This is a genomic window from Streptomyces sp. Alt3, assembly GCF_030719215.1.
GTDB lineage: Bacteria > Actinomycetota > Actinomycetes > Streptomycetales > Streptomycetaceae > Streptomyces > Streptomyces glycanivorans.
The window spans coordinates 3755745-3771460 of sequence record NZ_CP120983.1 but is presented as its reverse complement, the minus strand read 5'-3'; the positions used below and the strand labels follow the sequence as shown (position 1 = coordinate 3771460).

Here is a 15716-nt window from a genome sequence, read left to right as displayed (position 1 = left end):
CTACGCGGATCGACCTACCGCTTGGCAGGCCGCACAGGGGCTTCTTCGGGGACGTCGACTTCCGCCGACTGCTCCGAACGGGTGACAAGATCATCCGCGGGCTTCGACGCCGCCCTGGCCTTGGCCTCCTCGGCGGCCCGGTCCACCTTCTCGGGGGTGACGAAGCGGTAGCCGACGTTGCGTACGGTGCCGATCAGCGACTCGTGCTCGGGGCCGAGCTTGGCGCGCAGCCGTCGGACGTGGACGTCGACCGTGCGCGTGCCGCCGAAGTAGTCGTAGCCCCAGACCTCCTGGAGCAGCTGGGCGCGGGTGAAGACCCGGCCCGGGTGCTGTGCGAGGTACTTGAGCAGCTCGAACTCCTTGAAGGTCAGGTCCAGGACCCGGCCCTTGAGCTTCGCGCTGTACGTCGCCTCGTCGACCGAGAGGTCGCCGTTGCGGATCTCCATGGGGGAGTCGTCGGTGGTGATCTGCTGGCGGCCGGTGGCCAGCCGCAGCCGGGCCTCGACCTCGGCGGGACCCGCGGTGTCCAGCAGGACGTCGTCGATGCCCCAGTCGGCGGTGACGGCCGCGAGGCCGCCCTCCGTCACGACGAGGATCAGCGGACAGCCGGGTCCGGTGGACCTCAGCAGCTGACAGAGCGAGCGCACCTGGGGAAGGTCCCGGCGGCCGTCGATCAGAATGACGTCGGCACCCGGGGTGTCGACGAGAGCGGGTCCCTCGGCGGGGGCGACCCGCACGCTGTGCAGCAGAAGGCCGAGGGCGGGGAGCACCTCCGTCGACGGTTGAAGGGCATTCGTCAGAAGCAGCAGTGAACTCATCGCCGCCCACCTGCCTGGGTCGTCGGTCGATCGTGCACGTTCAGCTCGCCCATTACGTCGGTCCTCCTCGTTCCCTGCGAGAGGGGCACTCCCGGGTCGGACCCGGGGGAGTATGCGGCACTGCTTCGTACTCCCGTGAGGCCATCACCTGCGACGGCCGTCATACGGTTTTTACTGTGCGGCCCCGCGCCCGGGGACCGCTGAGCTTGTCGAAACGTCGCCGTAACAACGCTCGGAAAGCACAAAAGGACCCGGGGGCTGCTTTGCCCGGATCCTCTTCGCAGCAGAATAGCCCACATGAGTTCTGTGTCCGAGGGTCGTTTCCCGAGTTCTTCTGTTCCCTCGATCACGCGGGTGCCCCGGCGCGCCACGTTGCTGACCGGTGACGGGGTCCGTATCGAGGCGGTGTACACCCCGTGCACGGCGGGTTCCGGGGGCGCCGGAGGCGGTGTCCCGGAAGGGACCGCCGTCGTCCTCGCACACGGTTTCACCGGCTCCGCGGACCGGCCGGCACTGCTTCGGGCCGCCGAGGTGTTCGCCCAGCGTGCGGCCGTGATCACGTTCTCCTTTCGGGGGCACGGAAGGTCCGGCGGACGGTCGACGGTGGGCGATCGCGAAGTGCTTGACCTGGCGGCCGCGGTCGCCTGGGCACGGTCGCTGGGGCACCGCCGAATCGTTACGGTCGGCTTCTCGATGGGCGGTTCCGTGGTGCTCCGCCACGCCGCTCTGTATACGGCGCCGGAATCCGCAGAATCCGCGGAGGAGGAATTCGGGCCGGAGGAGCCCGAACGGGTGGGGCCGCGTACGGGGGCGCACGCAACGCACAAGGGGCGTGCGGAAGCGCATTCCCATATGCGTGCGGACGCCCACACGGACGTGGTCGTCGCCGTGAGCGCCCCGGCGCGCTGGTACTACCGCGGCACGGCACCGATGCGCCGCCTGCACTGGGTGGTCACCCGGCCCGCAGGCCGGTTCGTCGGGCGCTACGGCTTCCGCACCCGCATCCACCAGGAGGACTGGGACCCCGTGCCGCTCTCGCCGGTGGAGGCGGTCCCGCTGATCGGGGTGCCCCTGCTGATCGTGCACGGTGACCAGGACCCGTATTTCCCCGTCGACCACCCGCGGATGCTGGCAGGAGCCGCGGGTGACGGCGCCGAACTCTGGCTGGAACACGGCATGGGCCACGCGGAGAACGCCGCGGACGAGGCCCTGCTGACCCGCATCGCGGACTGGACCGGGTCGGCGTGATCCATGATGGACAGCCGACGTACGACGAAAGGGGTGCCGCCATGGCAGCGGGGACGATCCGCTACTGGGCCGCGGCCAAGGCCGCCGCAGGGACCGCGGAGGAGCCGTACACGGCGGTCACGCTCGCCGAGGCTCTCGACGGGGTGCGCGAGCGGCACCCCGGTGAGCTGACGCGCGTACTGCGCCGATGCTCGTTCCTGATCGACGGGAATCCTGTGGGGACCCGCGGTCATGAGACCGTACGGCTTGCCGAGGGCGGCACGGTCGAGGTGCTCCCGCCGTTCGCAGGAGGGTGAACCGCAGACCATGAGCGACAACGATCAGCAGTATCCGTACGACCCCGGTCACGGACAGCAGCGCCAGGGGCAGCAGCCGTACGACCCGGCGTACGGACAGCAGCAGTACGACGCGTACGGGCAGCCGCAGAGCCCACAGCAGTACGACGCGTACGGGCAGCAGCAGAACGACCCGCAGTCGGCGTACGGGCAGCAGCAGCCCCACGCGCAGCAGCCCTGGGCGCAGCAGCAACAGCAGCAGCCCGCCGTCCAGCCGGAGCAGGGTGCCTTCCGGACCCAGCCCGCCGACCAGGGCGTGGCCCAGACGTGGCAGGGGCAGACCTGGGACACCACGTACCAGCCGACGATCCGGCCGCAGCACCACGACGCGCCTGCCGCGCCTGCCGCGCAGGGTGGCTACCCACTGCCGCCCGAGGCCGCGGCGCCGCAGCCGCAGTACGTCCCGCCCGCGCCGCCCGCCCAGGCTGCCCCGGCGGCCGCTCCCGACGACTCCGGTTACAGCGCGCCGACCACTCTGGGCAACAGCCGCATCACCGACGCCCAGCGGGCCCGTGCCGAGGGGCGTTCGCCGATCATCGCGCCGGGGATGCAGCCCGCCGCGATCACGGCGGGCCTCGGCCTGCTCCTCGCCCTCGGCGCGGCGATCGGGGCCTACGCCCTGCTCGTGCCCCTGGTCCTGCTCCAGGCCGTGACGGCCGCGGGCTGGTTCCGGCTCAACGGCATGTGGCCGGCCCGGCAGGGCATCGCGCTCGCCTTCGCCGGTGGTGTCGTGGCCGATGCCGTGCTGCTCGCCGCGGGCCGGGACAACGCCCCGGCGGCCATCCTCGGCACGCTCGGTGTCTGGGTGCTGCTCACCATCGTCCTCCAGCTGCGCAGCCATGCCGGTGCCGACGAGCGGATGTACGGCCTGACGGCCACCGTCGCGTCGGCCGCGCTCGCCGTACTGGCGGCAGGACACCTGGCCGCCGTCCCGGACGCGGTGACGGTGGGCGGTGTCGCGGTCGCCGTGGGCGTGCTCGTCAGGGCACTGCCGCTGCCCGGAGCGGTCTCGGTCGTGGCGGCACTGCTCGCCTCGGCGGGGGCGGGCCTGGCCGCCGGAGTGTTCACCGACTTCGGGGCGCAGGCGGCGTTCCTCGGGTTCGCGGCCGGTGGCTGCGCGCTGATCGGTTTGCGGGTCGCGAGCTACGACTACCCGTCCCGCTTCGTGCACATGACGGCTGGGGTGGCGCTGCCGCTCACGGCCGCCGCTCCCGCCGTCTATCTGATCGGCCGTGCGATCGCCTGACGTTCCGGGACGTTCCCGACGTTCCCCCACTCCCGGCTCCTGACCGGTGGAACCGGCCGGCCTCCGCGCTCGTCGATCACTCCGGGCGCGCCGCACCGCGGCAGTAGGCTCACGTGCACCAGGGTCCGGCCGGTCCGAGTGGGGGAACAACAGGCATGCGAGCACTGCGAATACTGCTGATCATGGCCGTGGTACTGGGCGGCGTTTTCGTCGCCGTGGACCGCGTCGCCCTGTACTTCGCGGAGTCGGAGGCCGAGGGGCGGATCTCGTTCGCCGACGCCGAGACCGGTTCGACCGAGGTCTCCATCAAGGGCTTCCCCTTCCTGACCCAGGCTGCGGCCTCGGAGTTCGACCGTGTCGACGTCACGGTCAAGGACATCCGCGCCAGCGCCGCCGGGCGGGAGATACGCATCAGCGAGATCCGGGCCGAGCTGAGCCAGGTCACGCTGGGGGCCGGCTACACCAGCGCCACCGCCTCCCGGGCCTCCGGGACGGCCGTCGTCTCGTACGCGGCCCTGACGGAGGCGGCCGACGACGGTGTCACCGTCGCCTACGGCGGCGACGGCAAGGTCAAGGTCACCGGCTCGGTCGAGATCCCGCTGCTGGGCCGGACGCTCACGCGCAGCGTGCTCTCCACGGTCACCCTGGTCGACGGCGACACCGTCAGGGTGCGCGCCGACGAGGTGCCGGGCGAGGGCATCCCCGGCCTGGAGGACCTGGTGCGGACGAAGACCGACTTCGAGCGCGCCATCGGCGGACTGCCCGACGGCCTGGAGCTCCAGAAGATCGAGGTGGCGCCGGGCGGCCTGGAGATCTCGGTGACCGGGTCGGACGTCCGGCTCGCGGGCTGACGCCGCGAGGGCGGGCCGCCGTGGATGACCCCCGGGCGGGTGGGGTAGGGGCTCCGTGACGGTGGACCGGACGGCCGATCCAGATAATGAGACGGGCTCGTCCGTTCCGTAGATGGCCGTCGCTCCCCGGCCGCCGGAATCAGGGCCGCCGAGTTCATCGAACCTTCGGGCGTCTCGTATGGCGGACGATCGTGTCTCATCATCCGACACGACGGTGACATCTCCGCCCGTACCTCCCTACGATCGGACGCATGAAGCGACAGGCGGACCTCACGAAGCGGCGGGCAGTAGACCTGTGCCGCGTCGCCGCCATGCTCTGTCGCACCTTCTGAGCGGGACCTCTCCCGTTTCCCGCCGGCCCTTCGACGACGTCAGGGCCGAACCCGTGCCTTCCGTACGCGTTCCGCTCCCAGCACCTGCGCGTACATCCGGCACCCAGCACTCCGCACCACCCCGCCGCAGACTGCCCCGGAGGAGAAACACATGAGCCGCGCAGACGTCCTCGTCGACGCCGACTGGGTCGAGGCCCACATCGAGGACCCGCAGGTCGCCATCGTCGAGGTCGACGAGGACACCTCGGCGTACGAGAAGAACCACATCAAGAACGCGATCCGGATCGACTGGACCAAGGACCTCCAGGACCCGGTCCGCCGTGACTTCGTCGACCAGGCCGGCTTCGAGAAGCTCCTGTCCGAGAAGGGCATCGGCAACGACACGCTGGTCATCCTCTACGGCGGCAACAACAACTGGTTCGCCTCGTACGCCTACTGGTACTTCAAGCTGTACGGCCACGAGAACGTCAAGCTGCTCGACGGCGGCCGCAAGAAGTGGGAGCTCGACTCCCGCGACCTGACCGACGCCGTCCCGACGCGCCCGGCCACCCAGTACAAGGCCAAGGCCCAGGACGAGTCCATCCGCGCCTACCGCGACGACGTCGTGGCCGCCATCGGCAACCAGAACATCGTCGACGTGCGCTCGCCCGACGAGTTCAGCGGCAAGCTGCTCGCGCCGGCGCACCTCCCGCAGGAGCAGTCGCAGCGCCCCGGCCACGTGCCGAGCTCGCGCAACATCCCGTGGTCGAAGAACGCCAACGACGACGGCACCTTCAAGTCGGACGACGAGCTCAAGGCCCTCTACGAGGACGAGCAGGTCGACCTGTCGAAGGACACCATCGCGCTGTGCCGCATCGGTGAGCGTTCGGCCCTGACCTGGTTCGTCCTGCACGAGCTGCTCGGTGTCGACAACGTCAAGAACTACGACGGTTCGTGGACCGAGTACGGCTCCCTGGTGGGCGTGCCGATCGAGCTCGGCGCCAACAAGTAACTCCGCAGGACCTGATCAGCAGGACCCCGACCAGAAGGACAGAACACCATGTGTGGAGCACAGGCCGGCGGCCCCGACGCTTCGACGATCAAGCCGGGCGAGACGACCATCCAGGGCAGCGTGACCCGCGACGGCGAGCCCGTCACCGGCTACGTCCGACTGCTGGACTCGACCGGTGAGTTCACCGCCGAGGTCCCGACCTCGGCCACCGGACAGTTCCGCTTCTACGCGGCCGAGGGCACCTGGACGCTCCGCGCCCTGGTTCCGGGCGGCACCGCCGACCGTACGGTCGTGGCGCAGACCGGTGGCCTCGCCGAGGTCGCCATCGCCGTGTAGTTCACGCGCGCATACGGCCGGAGGGCCGCACCCCAGGGGGTTGGACGCCACCTGAAGCGGGGTGCGGCCCTTCGTGCCGTCCACGTGCGCATCCGCGCCGGTGAGCCCTACTCTGGACTCATGTACGCCCGGCGCAGGCGCGTCTATTTTCTGATGATGGGCGGATGCCTCTTCCTCTTCGTCTCCGCCTGGGCCTTCGTGCGTCTGTGGTCCGTCCCTGCGGCCGTGGCGATGTGCGTCGTCGCCATGGTCATACCGCCCGTCGCGGCGATCGTCGCCAACCGGCGTGGGCCGGAGGACCGTTGGTGGGACGATCCCTCCCCGGGATCCCGGGCTCCGGGCCGGCCGCCCGAGGGCTCCCCGCCCGACCTTTCCCGGCCCCCGAAGTCCCCGCCCCCGGCCTCCCGGCCGCGCTCGCCGCAGCAGGCACCCACGGGCGACCCGACGTCCGACCGGTGGTGGGACGAGCTCGACGGCAGGGACAACCGCCGGTAGGCCGACGGCCGGGCGCGGATCAGTAGACGAGGGCCTGGGTGCCGTCCGCCATGGCCTCCTGCACGAACACCTGGGCGCCGGCGATCCGCACGCCCTCCAGGACGTCCTTCTCCGTGATGTCGCGCCGCGCCGCGCACTGGGTGCAGAGCGTGATCCCGCCACCCGCCAGGATCGAGTCGATCAGGTCGGGCAGGGGAGCGGAGTGCGGCAGTTCGAACTCGGCGGCGCGACCCGGCAGGGCGAACCAGGCCGACTCGCCGGTCAGCCACAGCGAGACCTCGACACCACTGGCGACGGCCACGGCCGCCACGGTGAAGGCCTGCGAGCAGCGCTCGGCGGCATCGGCTCCGGCGGTCACCTTGATCACGAGCTTCTTCGACATGTACCGAACTGTAATCCTCGGCCGGGCAACCTCCCCTGTGACCTGTGGGTCTGCTGTGTGCGCGGGTGATGGGACCTGCGCCTCAGGTCTCATGGGGGGACCCTTTTGGAAACGAACGACACCCTTTCCGCCGCGCCGCCGGAGGCGCCGGCCGAGACGGAGACCGAGGCGCCGACCGCCCCGGCGGCCCGTCCGCGCCCACGCGGCGGTACGGCCCTGCTGATCGCCGCCGCAGCCCTGATCGGCATCTCCGGCGGCACGGCGGTCGGCTACGGCATCCAGGCCGAGCGGCCCCCGACACCGCTGCCCGCGCTGTCGCAGGCGGAGCTGGCCTACCCGGCGAAGGCGCTCCCGGCGGACAAGGTCCCGGCCCCGCTGCCCGCCTCGCAGGACCGGCAGGTCAAGACGGACGGCGACCTGCGCAAGCTGCTGCTGCCCGAGCCGAAGGGATTCCAGAAGTCCGACGACCTGTGGCTGCAGGACGGATGGATGGACCTGGCGGACGACGCGCGGCTCTTCGAGGACGAGGCCTACATGTACGAGGAGCTGCTGGGAGCCGATTTCCGCCGGGCGGCGGGCGCCTCCTGGGAGAAGGGCAACAGGGTGGTCAACGTGACACTCGTCCAGTTCCGCAGCGGTGACCAGCTGGGCGCGGTCGGCCACGCGGAGAGCCAGCTGTCGTACATGGGCGAGAGCGATATCGGCGCGGGCAACGAGGGCGATCCGATCAAGGGCAGCGGGAACGGCCGCTACTACCTCTACAAGGTCCACAACGAAGCGGGATACCTGCCGATGTACCGGGCCAGGGCCGTCGCGCAACGGGGCGACGTGATGATGGAGATCAACTTGTTCGACACCAAGCCGCTCGGCAAGAAGGACATCCGCAGCATGGCCGAGCGGCAGCTGGGGCTCCTGTGACCGACGAGAACATGCCGGTGACCGACGGGAGCATGCCGGAGCCCACCGCGGACGGTGCGTCCGCCCCGGCCGTCTCCGGGCCCTCCGCGCCCTCCAGGAAGCCCGGCCGGCGGTTCCTCGTGGCGGTGCTCTCGTGCGCGCTCGGAGGTGCCGTCGGCGCCGGCGCCTACATCGTGCACAAGGTCGGCGGCGCCGACCGCACGGCGAGGACGACGGTGTGGCAGAAGCCGGACGGCGAGCCCGACAAGGACCCCGCCGGAGACGTGTCCGCCGGCCGGGCGTCCACGGAGCTGAGCAAGCTCCAGCTTCCCGTGCCCGCGGGCTACACGCTCGGTCCCGACTCGGGGAGCGACGGCAACGACAGCGAGATCAGCGGGAAGAAGGCCGCGGCCGCGCTGAAGGAGACGGGCAGGGGCCTGGCCGGCAAGCAGCGCCGGGAACTCGACAGGCGCATCGACAAGCTCGAGATCCAGGGCGTGGCCGTGCGTACGTACCGTGCGGACAGCGACGATCTGGCCGTCGAAATCAAGATCACGAAGATGAAGGACCGCAAGGCCGTCCGCGACACCCATCTGTTCCGGCAGGAACTGCTGGAATCCGTGGGGGTGTTCCGGAAGGGGCCCGCGGTCAAGGGCCACAAGCACGCCGCATGCTTCCTCATGCCGAAGGAGAAGGACGCCGGCGGTGATGCCGTGGAACTCGACGGCATGCAGTGCACGGCGTACGACGGGGAACTGAGCGTCAATCTCATCGCCACCGGCATCGAGCCGTTCGAAAAGACCGAGGTCGTGGACCTGCTGAAGGACCAGCTCGACCACATGGCGTCCCCGGGGGAGTACATATGACCGAGCAGACGGTTACGCCTGCCGAGCCGGAGCGGACAGCCGTGCTGCCCGAGCCGACGGAGGCTCCCGCGTCCCCGGGGGCGGCTGCCCCCGTGCTCCCGCCCGCCGCCCCGCCGATGCCACAGCAGCCCGCGGGTGCCGGGCCGGGGAGCCCCGGTGGCACCGAGCCGGTGAGACCACCGCGCCGGGTGCTCCGAGCCGTGGCGCGGTGGACCGCCGCTGTGCTCGTTCTCGGCTCCCTGGGGACGGGTACAGCCTTCGGGATCGCTTCGATGGAGCGGACCGACGTGCCGGGCCTCGCCACGGAGTACGACGGGCGCTGGGAGTACCCGGCGCTGACGCTGCCCGCGCTCCCCTCCGGCTCCCCGAGGCCCTTCAGCCCCGGCAACACCGCCCAGATCCACCATGCGGATCTGCGTGAGCTGCTGATTCCGGCACCTGCCGGCGCGACCGTGGACAGCAGGATCGAGGGCGGCTGGACGACGCCGGAACAGTTCGCGTCCGAGTACCGCAAGGACGGCCGCGAACGGATCGGCGGCCTGCTCGCCGATTCCGCGCTGCGCCACATCGCGGCCCGCGGTTGGAGCATGCCGGACGGCACGACCTCCCGGGTCTACCTGCTCCGGTTCAATTCGACGGCCTACGCCGAGGGCTTCCGGGACGACATGTACATCGGCGGCGGTCCCGGACAGGCACTCGACTGGAAGGAAGACCTCGTCTTCGACGAGGGCTGGGAAGGCTCGGACAAGGACCCGGACACCGCCACGTTCGTCTTCACGGACGCGCAGCCGGACGGGAAGGAGCGGATCCGCGCCGCCTACGTGCAGGCCGGTGACACGGTCGCGCTGATCGTCCACAAGCAGAAGGGCTCGAAGCCGGTCCCGGAGGTTCCGTTCCACCAGACGCTGATCCTGCAGAACCAGCTCCTGGGCTGAGCCGACCGCGCCCGGGGGAAACCCCGGGCCGCCGTGCCGGGCCCCCACCCATTAGGCTGGGGGCCCGGCCGCCTGCTGCCGTCATGTCGTTCGTTCCGAGGAGCTCCCGTGCTTGAGGCTTTCTTCTCCGCTCTGCTGGTCCTGGTCTGCGTCGGCGTGCTCGCCTTCGCCGCCGTGACCGTGAAGAAGCTGTACCAGGGCCAGCGCTGACCCTCGCCGAACACCTCCCGTACACCCTCACAGATCGTCTGAGCCGCTCATGATCGAGATTCCGTCCGACCTCCACCCGGACCTCGTGCCGCTGGCCTTCCTCCTCGGCAACTGGGCGGGTGCGGGCGTCTCCGACTTCCCCGGTGCCGAGAAGTGCAACTTCGGCCAGGAAGTCACCTTCAGCCACGACGGCCGTGACTTCCTCGAGTACGTCTCGCACTCCTGGGTGCTGGACGCCGAGGGCAACCAGGTCAAGCCGCTGGAGTCCGAGTCCGGCTACTGGCGCATCGACAAGGACCGCAAGGTCGAGATCGTCATGGTGCGCGACCAGGGCGTCGTCGAGGTCTGGTACGGCGAGCTGGCCAAGCAGAAGCCGCAGATCGACGTCGTCACCGACGCGGTGGCCCGCACAGCCGCCTCCGGCCCGTACAGCGGCGGCAAGCGTCTCTACGGCTACGTGCACAGCGACCTGATGTGGGTCGGCGAGAAGGCCACCCCCGACGTGGAGCTGCGGCCGTACATGTCGGCGCACCTGAAGAAGGTCGTCACCCCGGGCGAGGTCGCCGAGATGGCGAGGGGCCTCGGGGACCTGCCGGACGACGGCATCGCGTTCTTCAAGTAGCCGGACCGGGCCCCGTTCCGCACGGACCCGGGGCCCCGCGCCCGTCCCGCCCTACACTGGGGCTGTGGTGAGCACCGACTGGAAGACCGATCTTCGGCAGCGCGGCTACCGGCTGACGCCTCAGCGCCAGCTCGTCCTGGAAGCCGTCGACAAGCTGGAACACGCGACCCCCGACGACATCCTCTGCGAGGTGCGCAGGACGGCGTCGGGCGTCAACATCTCCACCGTCTACCGGACCCTGGAGCTCCTGGAGGAGCTCGGGCTGGTCAGCCACGCCCACCTCGGGCACGGTGCCCCGACCTACCACCTGGCGGACCGCCACCACCACATCCACCTCGTCTGCCGTGACTGCACGAACGTCATCGAGGCCGATGTCGACGTGGTCGCCGACTTCACGGCGAAGCTGCGGGGCGCCTTCGGCTTCGAGACCGACATGAAGCACTTCGCGATCTTCGGGCGCTGCGCCGACTGCGCGGCGAAGGCGGCCCGGGGCGGGCCCCCGGAGAGCACCGGCGGGCGGTAGTCCGAGCCGTACGAGTCGTACGCTGGTCGCATGAAGAGCCCCCTGCTGTCCCTGCCCGGTGCCGTTCCCGCCGAGGGGCGTGACGAAGGCGTCGCCGCGCACTACGGCGACCTGTTCCGTGAGCAACGCGCACTCGCCGACGGCAGCGGTCTCGTCGACCTCTCGCACCGCGCGGTCGTCACGGTGACCGGCGACGACCGGCTGGCCTGGCTGCACCTGCTGCTCACCCAGCACGTCAGCGACCTCGCGCCGAACCAGGCGACCGAGGCGCTGATCCTCTCCGCCAACGGGCACATCGAGCACGCCCTCTACCTGGTCGACGACGGCACGACGGTGTGGATGCACGCCGAGCCCGGGACCCAGGGCGAGCTGATCGCGTACCTGGAGTCCATGAAGTTCTTCTACCGGGTCGAGGTCGCCGACCGCACCGAGGACTTCGCCGTGGTGCACCTGCCGGCCGGTTCCATCGCGGAGGTCCCCGAAGGCGCCGCCGTGCGGGAGACGGCCCACGGCCGTGATCTCTTCCTGCCCCGCGCCGATCTGGAGGCGTACGCGGCCGCGCACGGTCCGGTGGCCGGGATCCTGGCGTACGAGGCGCTGCGCGTGGAGGCGTACCGCCCGCGCCTGGGCTTCGAGACCGACCACCGCACCATCCCGCACGAGCTGGGCTGGATCGGCAGCGCCGTGCATCTCCAGAAGGGCTGCTACCGGGGGCAGGAGACGGTCGCCCGTGTCCACAACCTGGGGAAGCCGCCGCGCCGTCTCGTCTTCCTGCACCTCGACGGCAGCGAGGTGCACCTGCCCGGCCACGGGACGCCGGTCCGGCTGGCCGCCGACGGCCAGGAAGGCCGCCAGCTCGGCTTCGTCACCACTTCGGCCCGCCACCACGAGCTGGGGCCGATCGCGCTGGCGCTGGTGAAGCGGAACGTCGCGGTGGACGCGGAGCTGATCGCGGGTGACACCGCGGCGGCACAGGAGACGGTCGTCGAGCCGTAGAGGGACTACGCCCGCCGTCCGGCCGGGCCGCCTCGCGCCGCTACACCTCGACGAGCACGGTGAACGGGCCGTGGTTCGTGAGCGAGACCCGCATGTCCGCCCCGAACCGGCCCGTCTCCACCTGCGCGCCGAGCGCGCGCAGCTGTGCCACCACCTCGTCGACCAGCGGTTCGGCGACCTCACCCGGTGCCGCGGCGTTCCAGGTGGGCCGGCGGCCCTTCCTGGCGTCCCCGTAGAGAGTGAACTGCGAAATGACCAAAAGCGGTGCATTCACGTCCGAGCAGGACTTCTCGCCCTCCAGGATCCGCAGTGTCCACAGCTTGCGGGCGAGCTGCGCCGCCTTCTCCGCCGTGTCGCCGTGAGTGACCCCCACCAGCACACACAGCCCTTCGCCGACGATCTCGCCGACCGTCCCGGTCCCCGACGGATCGTCCGCGGCGCCCGCCACGGTGACGCTCGCGCCGTCCACCCTCTGTATCACTGCACGCATACAGACCAACCTATCTTGGGCTGAACGGGTACAGAGCACCTGCATGAACACCGTGCGTAGTGACACCATGCACGATGTCGGTGTGCCGACGCACCGGTCGAGGGGACGAACATCATGACGACACGTGGAACCGGGCCATCGCCCGGTGCCGTACCGAGGACGCGTACCGCCGGCCTTCGGTCGCCGGTCCAGCGGACCGGCGCCGCGCCGGGACAGCCGCCCACCCCGCCACCCGTACAACTGCCCGGAGCGGTTTCCGTGCCCGGACAGACCGGGGGCGGTGCGGTCGAAGGACTGGCCTCCCTGCGACCACAGCCCGAATTCGGCGGGCTGCGACTTCCGGAACTGCGCACCCTGCGCCGTGACGCCCAGCGCGACGAGGCGGACCTCAGTTACGTACGCCGTCTGGTCCAGGGCCGCATCGACATCCTGCGGGCCGAGCTGGCCCGGCGTGTGGACCCCGAGTCGCCCGTCGTGGACCGGCTCTCGGAGATCCTCGCCGACACCCCGTCCGTCCACCGCTCCTCGGCGCGGCACGTCACCCTCACCACGCCGCGCAGCGACGAGTACCGGCAGCTGGCGGCGGACACGCTCGCGGAGGTCGAGCTCTCCGACCTCGACGCCCGGACGGACGAAGAGCTCCTGGCCGCCATGGGGCGGCTCGTCCGCTACGAGCAGCAGGTGTCGCGGCGCCGTCACCGGCTCCAGCGGGCCGTCGACGATTGCAGCGCGGAGATCGCCCGCAGGTACCGTGACGGGGAAGCACAAGTAGAGGACCTGCTCGCCTGAAGCGACCCTTCCGGGGGCGGGTCACGCCCGTCCCCGGAAGGCCACCCGCCCCATGAGCTCCTTCATAGCCCCGTCGTCGACCCCGTCCCCCGAGCTCCCGGTGCTGGCCGAGGTCGTACGGTCCGGTTTCACCGAGGGCCGCCACCGGGGGTCGCTGGTCGTCCTGGCCGCTGACGGGAGTGTGGAGCTCGCACTCGGTGACCCGGCCGGCCCGGTCTTCCCGCGCTCGTCCAACAAGCCGATGCAGGCCGCCGCGATCCTGCGGGCCGGCCTGGACCTCTCGGGGGAGCGGCTGGCGCTGGCCGCCGCGAGCCATTCGGGGGAGGGCTTCCACCTCGACCTGGTGCGCACGATGCTATCCGAGCACGGCCTGGAGCCGGGTGACCTCCGGACCCCGCCGGACCTGCCGCTCGACCCGGTCGAGGCGGAGGCGTATCTCGCTGCCGGGCGTGTGCGGGAGCCGCTCACGATGAACTGCTCGGGGAAGCACGCGGCGATGCTCGCCGTCTGCGTACGCAACGGCTGGGACACCGCCACCTACCTCGACCGGGCCCACCCCCTTCAGCGGCTGGTCGGCGAGGTGGTCGCGGAAGCGGCGGGCGAGCCCGTCGCGGCGATCGGCACGGACGGCTGCGGGGCACCGCTGATGGCGATCGGGCTGGTGGGCCTGGCCCGTGCGTTCCGCTCCTTCGTGCTGGCGGAGCCCGGATCGGCGGAGCGCCGGGTCGCGGACGCGATGCGGGCGCACCCGGAGTACGTCGCCGGCACGCGGCGGCCGGACACCTGGCTGATGCGGGAGGTGCCGGGCACGCTCTCCAAGATGGGCGCGGAGGCGGTGCAGGCCGTGGCCCTCCCCGACGGCAGGGCACTGGCGTTCAAGATCGACGACGGTTCCACCCGCGCCCTGGGCCCGGTGCTGGCCAGGGCGCTCGAACTGCTCAGCGTGGACGCACCCGTGGTGTCCCGGATCGGGCGGGCGCCGCTGCTGGGCGGCGCGGAGGAGGTCGGCTCGATCCGGGCGGCGTTCTGAGCGGGCCCGAGGTGGGGCGGCGGGAAAAGCGCGCGACACCGCGCGCGCTCCGTGCCTAGCGTGGGCCGCATGAGCCTTGATCCGCGTACCGTGACCGCCGCCGACCACCGGGACTGGCTCCGTGCCGTGGAGACCGGGTTCCTCCGGGCGGCCACCGCTCCCGGTGAGGAGGAGGTCGCCGTGCGCCTGGCCCACACCGATCTCGCGCGCGTCCAGGGCGTGTTCGACGCCGGGCGCTGTGTGGCGACCTTCCGTTCGTTCGCGCAGGAACTCACCGTCGTCGGCGGCGCGAAGGTGCGGGCCGATGCCGTCACCGCGGTGACGGTGAGTCCCACGCACCGCAGGCGCGGGCTGCTGAGCCGCATGATGGCGACGGACCTGGCGGCGGCGAAGGAGCGCGGCGATGTGGTCGCCTCGCTGATCGCCGCCGAGTACCCGATCTACGGACGGTACGGATTCGGGCCCGCCGCCTGGGCCACCGAGTGGGAGATCGACGTCCCCCGCGCGGGCCTGGACCCGCGTGCGAGGATCCCCTCGGAGTCGGACGGCGGCCGGATCGAGCTGGTCGACGGGGCCGACGTACGCAAGCTGGGGCCCGGGCTCCACGACCGCCTCGCGGCCCGGCAGCACGGCGTGGTCTCCCGGGACGAGCGCTGGTGGCAGCGCAGCACCGGGGTGGACGTCCCGGCGTTCGAGAAGTGGACGGAGCCGTTCTACGCGGTGTACCGGGCGGCGGACGGGGAGACGGACGGGCTGATCGCCTACCGCGCCGACGACCACTGGGGCGACGGGAAGCAGCCGCTCAACAAGGCGACGGTCATCGGCATGACCGCCGTGACCCCGGCGGCGGAACGCGCGCTGTGGCAGTTCGTCTGCTCCATCGACTGGATCACCACGGTCCGTACGGGCTACCGCGCCCCGGACGACCTGCTGCCGCTCCTCCTCCCGGACCCGCGTGCCGCCCGAGTGGTGACGCACGCGGACTGGCTGTGGCTGCGCGTCCTGGACGTGCCCCGGGCGCTGGAGGCGCGTACGTACGCCACCGAGGCCGCCCTGGTCCTGGACGTCCGGGACTCCGCCGGCCTCGCGGGCGGCCGTTTCCTGCTGGAGGTGTCACCGTCGGGCACCTCGTGCGTCCCGACGACACGGGACGCGGAACTGTCCCTGGACGTGGGGGAACTGGGGACGTTGTACCTCGGGGACGAGTCGGCGCTGCGGCTCACCGCGCTGGGGCGGATCGAGGAGCACCGTGCGGGGGCGGCGGCCACGGCCGACGCGGTGTTCCGGGCGCCACGGCGGGCGTGGTGCCCGGACGTGTTCTGAG

General features: G+C 71.3%; 20 protein-coding genes. 17 read left to right on the top strand and 3 right to left on the bottom strand.

The window, feature by feature from the left end:
- Nucleotides 1–14: 14 nt before the first annotated feature.
- Nucleotides 15–818: a response regulator transcription factor gene (locus P8A20_RS16470; RefSeq protein ID WP_147958416.1), complete on the bottom strand. Its 804-nt coding sequence runs from the start codon at nucleotides 816–818 to the stop codon at nucleotides 15–17.
- Between the two features lie 297 nt (nucleotides 819–1115).
- Between P8A20_RS16470 and P8A20_RS16465 the strand changes: the two genes are divergently transcribed.
- The 8 genes from P8A20_RS16465 to P8A20_RS16435 all read left to right on the top strand — a co-directional run bounded on the left by P8A20_RS16465 (nucleotide 1116) and on the right by P8A20_RS16435 (nucleotide 6652).
- Nucleotides 1116–2066, top strand: coding sequence for an alpha/beta hydrolase (locus P8A20_RS16465; RefSeq protein ID WP_147958415.1), 951 nt, complete (start codon nucleotides 1116–1118; stop codon nucleotides 2064–2066).
- A 41-nt stretch (nucleotides 2067–2107) separates the two neighbouring features.
- Nucleotides 2108–2362, top strand: coding sequence for a MoaD/ThiS family protein (locus P8A20_RS16460; protein WP_147958414.1), 255 nt, complete (start codon nucleotides 2108–2110; stop codon nucleotides 2360–2362).
- Nucleotides 2363–2372: 10 nt separating this feature from the next.
- The gene (locus P8A20_RS16455; protein ID WP_306103746.1) at nucleotides 2373–3647 is read left to right on the top strand and encodes a hypothetical protein; all 1275 of its coding nucleotides are present in this window, start codon (nucleotides 2373–2375) and stop codon (nucleotides 3645–3647) included.
- 155 nt (nucleotides 3648–3802) lie between these two features.
- A complete protein-coding gene (locus P8A20_RS16450; RefSeq protein WP_306103745.1) occupies nucleotides 3803–4498 on the top strand; it encodes an LmeA family phospholipid-binding protein in 696 nt (231 codons plus the stop codon).
- A 251-nt stretch (nucleotides 4499–4749) separates the two neighbouring features.
- Entirely contained in the window at nucleotides 4750–4830 is an 81-nt protein-coding gene (locus P8A20_RS38705) for a putative leader peptide (protein ID WP_350310325.1), read from the top strand.
- A gap of 151 nt (nucleotides 4831–4981) precedes the next feature.
- Complete coding sequence (locus tag P8A20_RS16445; protein ID WP_147958411.1) at nucleotides 4982–5821, top strand: sulfurtransferase; 840 nt, start codon at nucleotides 4982–4984, stop codon at nucleotides 5819–5821.
- A gap of 48 nt (nucleotides 5822–5869) precedes the next feature.
- Nucleotides 5870–6157: a DUF1416 domain-containing protein gene (locus P8A20_RS16440; RefSeq protein ID WP_014154938.1), complete on the top strand. Its 288-nt coding sequence runs from the start codon at nucleotides 5870–5872 to the stop codon at nucleotides 6155–6157.
- A 120-nt stretch (nucleotides 6158–6277) separates the two neighbouring features.
- The gene (locus P8A20_RS16435; protein WP_147958410.1) at nucleotides 6278–6652 is read left to right on the top strand and encodes a DUF3099 domain-containing protein; all 375 of its coding nucleotides are present in this window, start codon (nucleotides 6278–6280) and stop codon (nucleotides 6650–6652) included.
- Nucleotides 6653–6671: 19 nt separating this feature from the next.
- On the opposite strand, the gene P8A20_RS16430 is transcribed toward P8A20_RS16435, so the two are convergent.
- Nucleotides 6672–7034 carry a DsrE family protein gene (locus P8A20_RS16430; RefSeq protein ID WP_147958409.1) on the bottom strand — a complete coding sequence of 121 codons (363 nt, stop codon included), beginning with the start codon at nucleotides 7032–7034 and terminating at the stop codon, nucleotides 6672–6674.
- A 105-nt stretch (nucleotides 7035–7139) separates the two neighbouring features.
- Here P8A20_RS16430 and P8A20_RS16425 point away from each other — a divergent pair, with 105 nt between their 5' ends.
- The 6 genes from P8A20_RS16425 to ygfZ all read left to right on the top strand — a co-directional run bounded on the left by P8A20_RS16425 (nucleotide 7140) and on the right by ygfZ (nucleotide 12083).
- On the top strand, nucleotides 7140–7952 hold the full coding sequence (locus tag P8A20_RS16425; RefSeq protein WP_147958408.1) for a hypothetical protein: 813 nt from the start codon (nucleotides 7140–7142) through the stop codon (nucleotides 7950–7952).
- The gene (locus P8A20_RS16420) at nucleotides 7949–8797 is read left to right on the top strand and encodes a hypothetical protein (RefSeq protein ID WP_261988569.1); all 849 of its coding nucleotides are present in this window, start codon (nucleotides 7949–7951) and stop codon (nucleotides 8795–8797) included. The genes P8A20_RS16425 and P8A20_RS16420 overlap by 4 nt, the downstream gene beginning before the upstream one ends.
- Entirely contained in the window at nucleotides 8794–9732 is a 939-nt protein-coding gene (locus tag P8A20_RS16415) for a hypothetical protein (protein ID WP_147958407.1), read from the top strand. Before P8A20_RS16420 ends, P8A20_RS16415 begins: the two co-directional genes overlap by 4 nt.
- A gap of 259 nt (nucleotides 9733–9991) precedes the next feature.
- A complete protein-coding gene (locus P8A20_RS16410; RefSeq protein ID WP_147958406.1) occupies nucleotides 9992–10564 on the top strand; it encodes a heme-binding beta-barrel domain-containing protein in 573 nt (190 codons plus the stop codon).
- A gap of 64 nt (nucleotides 10565–10628) precedes the next feature.
- The gene (locus P8A20_RS16405; RefSeq protein WP_147958405.1) at nucleotides 10629–11087 is read left to right on the top strand and encodes a Fur family transcriptional regulator; all 459 of its coding nucleotides are present in this window, start codon (nucleotides 10629–10631) and stop codon (nucleotides 11085–11087) included.
- Between the two features lie 30 nt (nucleotides 11088–11117).
- Nucleotides 11118–12083: a CAF17-like 4Fe-4S cluster assembly/insertion protein YgfZ gene (gene ygfZ / locus P8A20_RS16400; RefSeq protein ID WP_147958404.1), complete on the top strand. Its 966-nt coding sequence runs from the start codon at nucleotides 11118–11120 to the stop codon at nucleotides 12081–12083.
- A 40-nt stretch (nucleotides 12084–12123) separates the two neighbouring features.
- Here ygfZ and dtd read toward each other — a convergent pair whose 3' ends face one another.
- The gene (gene dtd, locus P8A20_RS16395) at nucleotides 12124–12573 is read right to left on the bottom strand and encodes a D-aminoacyl-tRNA deacylase (protein WP_147958403.1); all 450 of its coding nucleotides are present in this window, start codon (nucleotides 12571–12573) and stop codon (nucleotides 12124–12126) included.
- A 114-nt stretch (nucleotides 12574–12687) separates the two neighbouring features.
- On the opposite strand from dtd, the gene P8A20_RS16390 reads away from it, so the two are divergent.
- The 3 genes from P8A20_RS16390 (at nucleotide 12688) to P8A20_RS16380 (ending at nucleotide 15715) form a co-directional block, all read left to right on the top strand.
- Nucleotides 12688–13362, top strand: a complete 675-nt coding sequence (locus P8A20_RS16390; protein WP_147958402.1) for an RsiG family protein — start codon at nucleotides 12688–12690, stop codon at nucleotides 13360–13362.
- A 52-nt stretch (nucleotides 13363–13414) separates the two neighbouring features.
- Entirely contained in the window at nucleotides 13415–14392 is a 978-nt protein-coding gene (locus P8A20_RS16385) for an asparaginase (protein ID WP_147958401.1), read from the top strand.
- A 69-nt stretch (nucleotides 14393–14461) separates the two neighbouring features.
- Nucleotides 14462–15715, top strand: coding sequence for a GNAT family N-acetyltransferase (locus P8A20_RS16380; RefSeq protein ID WP_306103744.1), 1254 nt, complete (start codon nucleotides 14462–14464; stop codon nucleotides 15713–15715).
- Nucleotide 15716 lies beyond the last annotated feature (1 nt).